Raw genomic sequence first — 6,330 nt, 5'->3', positions numbered from 1 at the left:
GATCGGTGGAAGAATGTTGTCGATCCGAAGTCACACGCAGCGCTTTATTATGACCATGCGCATGTAACTTTTGCAGAGTTCCTTTTGAACAGCCCCAAGCATATTTCTTTCAACCAAATTGAGAACCTTTCAACAAACAATCCGTTACAAGATCTGGAACGGCTCATACAAACACTTCATGTAAAAAATTATCACGTATTGGTTGCGGATGTAACAAGTGACGACGTCAGGATGTTTGGCCTTGGGGTCCTCAGAATTATTATCCCGGGGTTTCATCCTCTTTACATGGGGCACCGATTTCGAGCACTCGGAGGCGCCAGGCTCTGGAAACTCCCACAGACGCTTGGACATTCTGGGATAACCCCTAAGGCAGGCGACAACCCTTTTCCGCATCCCTTTCCCTGACCGGAGCTGACCGTGAAAACTGGCGAACCGAATAAATTGGCACGTACAGATACAGACTCCAAACTTTGGGAGATATTCCACGAAAACACGAAACTCACCAGATTTTCCCCCGCTAGATCAAAATCTGCTCTAAAGGCATGGTTAGCAAAGATGCGTGAGTCCACAACATTCACCGGTTATCCGGTAGTTGTTTTACCAAAACATCACTGCCCAGCGAATATGTCATTGGAGACTGCCATAGGATTTCGCAGATCCACGTCCGACATGAAGCCTATTTCCCTTCGAATGGGTCATCTGGCATCTATTCTCCGCCTTGCTTACGGCATCACCAGCTACGGAGCATCCTCAAAAAGTGTCAGTTCCCGACGCGCTGTGCCTTCGGCGGGAGCACTCTATCCACTCGAATTGTTCATCTTGAGCAGGCAAGTCACAGGTCTGCATCCTGGACTTTATCACTATAATCCGTCTGCAGATAATCTACGCCTCATCCGGAAAAGAATACAGTACGGCACCCTCAATCGCTCCTTTCTACAGAGTGATATCCCCTCCAAGTCATCTATATTGATCCTCATCACTGCCATGTTCGAACGGACAACATATAAGTATTTCGATCGTGGATATCGTCATGTACTACTTGAGGCAGGCCATGCTGCGCAAAACATCAATTTAACTTCAACTGCCCTCGGACTTTCCTCTCTTAACATTGGCGGTTTCTTGGATAGAGAGATCGACGCATTCTTAGGAGTGGACGGTGTCACACATTCCACCTTGTACATCATAGCCGTAGGAGGGAAATACCATGGTAACTGCAGCACTAGGGAGTAGGGAGCGAAGAAGCGGCGCCGTTCTGCGCGAAAGATTCTTATCCTTGAATAAGATCTTGGTGGGAAAGAGTGACTTTTTTGATAAAGAGCATATCGAATGGCCTCCGCTAGGCAAACCCAACATACCAAAGCTAAGACGTTTAGCTTTGCAAGGAAAAAAACAAGTACCCAGGAATAGCCAAAAAGCTTATTTCGAGGCATTCATCAACAATCTCCCAAGACTCTCGGAAGAATTGGTCATCATAAATGACAGCATAAGGTATTTCTTTATGACGATCCTCGCCAATGCTGCCATTCAGCTCGCTCCTGAGAATCCAGCGGCAAGGGATGCTTGCCGACTTCGAGCCGTCATTTCAGATATCTACGATTCGTATCTCTATACTGCACGACGGAACGACCTTGTTGGACCTCCTACAGCAAAGGCTCTTCCTCCACTCGGAGCTTTTATTGCGCCACATCCAATGTTCGAGGCTCCTCCGGCTCCATGGATGCTGACGGTGGATCAAATCGCCCAATTCACTGATCAAGCAAGAAACAGGTTCACCGTCGGAGCCGTTGGACTCCCCTCTGGGTACACGAACCACCCGATCTTGTGGGGCGTCCTTGCTCATGAGATTGGAGGCCACGATGTTTTGCACGCTGACGCAAACTTGGTGGATCAGCTTAAGGAAGGAATACATCAGCTATTCTCAGAACAATATCCGCAATATTTTTCAGCGCTGTGGAGTCACTGGTGCGAAGAGGCAGCAGCAGAGGTATGTGGAGTACTTAATATTGGGCCATCTTTTGGCATTTCATCAGTCATTTATCATGCGATCATAGAACCGTTGAGAGCTCGTACAAAGATAAGATGGTCTCGCGATCTTTCGATACGAATACACCGAGATCGTAACATGGGGCAGGACAGACCTACCTTGGAGTGTAAAATATTAAAAAATCCTTACCGCGGACCACAAGAACCCGACTCCCACCCTGTTGCGACAGTCATTCCCGATCTTATCATTGGCGCCATCAAAGGGTTGCGTTCCCTCTCAGAAGAACCTAAGACACGGTATATCTCCCAAATTGAAGATCTAGCGGTTGGGTGCCAGCCAGATCGTCCAACCATCATGGTTGAATCCGGCACAAGAGTACCGGGATTTGACGCAGATCTTCCCGAGACAATAAACGCTGATCAATTGCGAGCCTCTGCACGAGAGGTTGGTTTACTAATCACAAGGTTGCAATTGAAAGCGCTCAACAATATGAGCCTAGAGGAGATTGAAGTCTGGGACGATAAAGATGAGTGCGCAGCACAACAGGTTGCTATCCGATTAGCGAATGATGAGTCGATTGTCGGCGATGATTTTGACGATGCTCAAACACTTGCGGGTGCCCTTATAGCAATCCTTCGACAGCCGAGGAAATACGACGATGTGAGCGACGCACTGCGACTAGCGTTCGATTATAGTTATGAGTCGGATCCTTTGCTAGGTTCGCCATGATAGTTTACTTGGGGAGAGATGCCGTTATTCAGGACGGGGGGTTCTGTCCCATCTTTGATAGACACTTCATTAGCCTCATCCTTGTCAGGAAAATGTCATGATACTGTGGCAGGAACATTCAGCCGGCTACAAGCGTGAAGCTCTCACGATGATCGACGGTCTAGGGGGTCACCTAGACATCGAAGGAGATGGTGTGGCCATGCTGAAATGCTAGCCATAGGACCTCCACTAGAAGACTGACGGGTGGCCAGGTTCGCGACGACCATGTGATGCAGAGGGCGTACAGTCCAAACAAGAACTTGCGTATCGATAGCAGTACCAGATGCGTTGCGGAAGCACGGGTGGATATCTTCGACTACACTGAGCGCTAGCACGACACAGGGCACGACTGCGCCTCGAACATCAGCAGCAACAGAGATAACCATTCTTAACTTAACCGTCTGTAGAAATGAGTAGAACCCTGCATCCATGTAATCAAATTGCATTCACATAGAATCTTTTTTGATTCACCCAACATGGCTTCCCCGTATTCTCTCCCAACGCAAAACAAGATGAAATAATTCGAATTCCCCCTCGTCTCGTCATCAAACCTCTCAATGGCATGTGAATTGCGTCATCGCTGACGTCGGTGTATACGCATCGGCGAGGGAATGAATCGCGACTCACTTAGAATGAACGGCTTCCCGTTTTGAGACGGATGCTTGCCCACTTCATCGGCGGCTTCATAGAAAATGGTCTGATTGACATGGAGCAGGTCAACTGCGGCCGTTTCCCGACTAAATCGGAGTTCCTTCCCATACCAAGGCCGCCTACTGTGCCTATGAAAAGGTCCCTTTCCCGCTCACCTCCTCCTAAACCACTTACGTTTGTCACACGATGATGAGATCCCGGCTTCTAGGCGCGTCGGAGGACCTCGCGTGCCGTTTGACGGAAAGACACGCTTTTTGCACAGGGCAGATGGACTGGATGAGTCGTCGCTGATAGCAGCTCTGCTGTTAGGACCCGCATGGCACGATCTCGGCAACTTCTCTCGCCTGCTTGCCTTGTGTTCGCCGCCATCATCCAGCTACCGCTCAGTCCCATTACCGCCCAAACAGCTGGTCTTGAGAACAAATTTGGCGAGTCGCTCGATCGCGTCGTTCCTTGCTTCAAAATGAACGCCGGTACGCGCGGCGTACGGGGAAACGGCCTATGCGACAAGATCAGCTACGCTCACGTTGGCTCGGCGACCGACCCGATCGAAGGCTTCTTCTTCTCACCCCTGTCCCCGCCGCCGGACGAGCGAGTGCTCGACTATGACTTGCTGCATCTACGGCGGCCTATCGTTCCGGCAACAACAGGCTGCAACGGGATACCTGCGGAGACGCAAGGAGCGGGTACCGCTTTTCATGCATTGAACGACACACACAAAGAACATCCCTTAGGCGATATAATCGGCAACCGTGTCATGGGTTGGTGAACGATACGATACTGATTCATTGCTCGCGGAGCCTGTGATCTCTGCTCGAACGACGATGATGATTCTCCTCGCCTGTACCAACCCAAGAAAGAGAAGCGTGCGGTCGCTGCATGCCTGGCCGGTGTTTTTCATTCTCATCGCCGTGTCTTTCTCCGTTCCTATCCAGGCACATGCAGCGGGCGCAGAGATCGTCATCCTGAGATCGTCCGATTTGAAGGCCTACAATGATGCCATCGAAGGATTCAAGGCAACGGCGCCAGGCGGCGTGACTTATAGTGAGTACGACCTGCGGAGCGATCCCGAACGGGGAAAGCAACTTGCCAGAAAAATCCGTGCTTCGGACTCTGCCCTCGTGGTCGCTGTCGGACTTAAAGCGGCACTGGTGGCCAAGCTGGAGATCGTGGATATCCCGGTGCTGTATATGATGATCTTTGACCCCTTGAAACATCAGCTGACCGCTGCCAACATGACCGGAGTCCTGCTGGAAATTCCGGCTGACCGACAGTTCAAGGTCATGCGCGCGTTCCTGCCTACGCTGCACCGGATCGGCACACTCTACGACCCCGACAAGACCGCGACCAAGCTACAGGAGGCGGAATCGCGTGCCGCCGTCCATCAGTTTCAATTGCAAGGCTTTCCGGTCGGAAGCGATAAGGAGGTACCGCAGCAATTGCGGGTACTCTTGTCTGAATCGGAGGCGCTCTGGCTCCTTCCGGACTCGACCGTGCTCACCAATGAATCGATCCGCTTCATCCTCGAATCAGCACTGATCAAACAAGTCCCCGTCATCGGGTTTTCATCGGAGTTTGCGCGCCTGGGCGCACTGCTCAGTTTGTCGATCGATTACGAGGAAGTCGGCCGGGAAACCGGTCTCCTCGCCAAACGCATTCTGAACGGAGAACCACTTCCGCTCAGGCCTGTCTCAGTCCAACGGATCAGGATCACGGTCAATCAAAAAACCGCTCAGTATCTGGGCATCACGATTCCCAAGGCGTTCGACAGCCTAATCGACGTCGCTGTTGAGTGAGCGAGCCCATGGACATGGCGAAAGACAAACGGAGTCACAAACCCACACTCACAGGTCGTTTCTTCGGCCTCCGCTTGAAGTTCGTCATGTTGTTCAGCCTCATTCTCATTATGACCTGTTCATCCTTGAGCTGGTATTTCCTCGAAGCCAGACGCCGAGCCATGACCGATCAGCTCGAAGAGCTTGGCACCATCCTCTTGACCAATACCGTACGGAACGATCATTTTCGGATTGCGGGTCTCGTGCTCGAGGATCGCACCACGCTCGATCAATTCATGGAGAGCCTCATGGCGATCGACCACGTCGTCTATGTGGTGATCACTGCGTCAGATGGTCGCAGCCTGATCCGGCAGAGCAAACGAGCGCGGAGACCGTCCACCCGGTCTTCCCAACCGATTCCGCAGCCGATGTATCCAAATGATGGCGCGTCAGAATCATTGCTGCAGGCTCCGCTGACGACTCCACTCATAACCAAGCTCGCGATTTCATCAGGGGAGACGCTCGTTCCTCAGGATGAATCCTCGGACTGGCTCCTCTCCTTTCTCTTTCGGAAGGAAACCTTTTACGATTTTGCCATGCCCGTTCTCCGTGAATCTTCGGCGGAGACTCCCCTGCCTCAACTCTCCGTCGAATTGGAAGAGAAAAGTTTCCCTCTGCCGGCGAACAATCCTGCGATCGTCGGTCTCGTTCGGATCGGAATGACGGATGCGCAAGCAAAAAAAGCCTTACTGGAGATCGTGCGAAATGTGTCCCTTCTCACGATGCTGATTATCGCGGCAGGCATCCTCGGTGCTCATCTGCTCACGTCGCGCATTACGACGCCGCTACGAAGCCTCGCCAACGCAGCCCGGCAACTCGCGAGCGGAAACGATGCACTGAGCCCGCTGGTGGTCGCCTCGAACGATGAAGTCGGCGAACTCACGGATGTGTTCAACGTGATGACCGGTGCTCTCCATGACCGCAATCAGGCGATCACCATGAATCTCGAGACGATCAGGCGGCAGGTCAGGCACTTGACGACGGTGCATCAGGCCAGTGCCGCAATCGCAAGCGCCACTATGTTCGACTTGGATCAGTTACTTGAAACGGTGCTCCGGGTGCTTGCCGAGAATCTCGGGTTTTCTCGGATGG

6 protein-coding genes are annotated in these 6,330 nt (G+C 51.9%); all 6 read left to right on the top strand.

All coding sequences use genetic code 11. The features are described 5' to 3' along the window. Positions 1–405: YcaO-like family protein (locus tag ACOSYY_RS11585; protein WP_421662534.1), on the top strand; the 405-nt coding region annotated here is incomplete at its 5' end. A gap of 12 nt (positions 406–417) precedes the next feature. Then, positions 418–1,230 carry a SagB/ThcOx family dehydrogenase gene (locus ACOSYY_RS11580; protein WP_421662532.1) on the top strand — a complete coding sequence of 271 codons (813 nt, stop codon included), beginning with the start codon at positions 418–420 and terminating at the stop codon, positions 1,228–1,230. Next, on the top strand, positions 1,205–2,713 hold the full coding sequence (locus ACOSYY_RS11575; protein ID WP_421662530.1) for a hypothetical protein: 1,509 nt from the start codon (positions 1,205–1,207) through the stop codon (positions 2,711–2,713). The genes ACOSYY_RS11580 and ACOSYY_RS11575 overlap by 26 nt, the downstream gene beginning before the upstream one ends. A 1,006-nt stretch (positions 2,714–3,719) precedes the next feature. Further along, a complete protein-coding gene (locus tag ACOSYY_RS11570) occupies positions 3,720–4,172 on the top strand; it encodes a hypothetical protein (protein WP_421662529.1) in 453 nt (150 codons plus the stop codon). 97 nt (positions 4,173–4,269) lie between these two features. Then, entirely contained in the window at positions 4,270–5,199 is a 930-nt protein-coding gene (locus tag ACOSYY_RS11565; RefSeq protein ID WP_421662528.1) for an ABC transporter substrate-binding protein, read from the top strand. 8 nt (positions 5,200–5,207) lie between these two features. Continuing rightward, positions 5,208–6,330 (top strand): HAMP domain-containing protein (locus ACOSYY_RS11560; protein WP_421662527.1); only part of this gene is annotated, 1,123 nt, incomplete at its 3' end.

The sequence above is a fragment of the Nitrospira sp. BLG_2 genome, from assembly GCF_049222245.1.
This window is presented reverse-complemented; position numbering and strand designations above follow the sequence as displayed.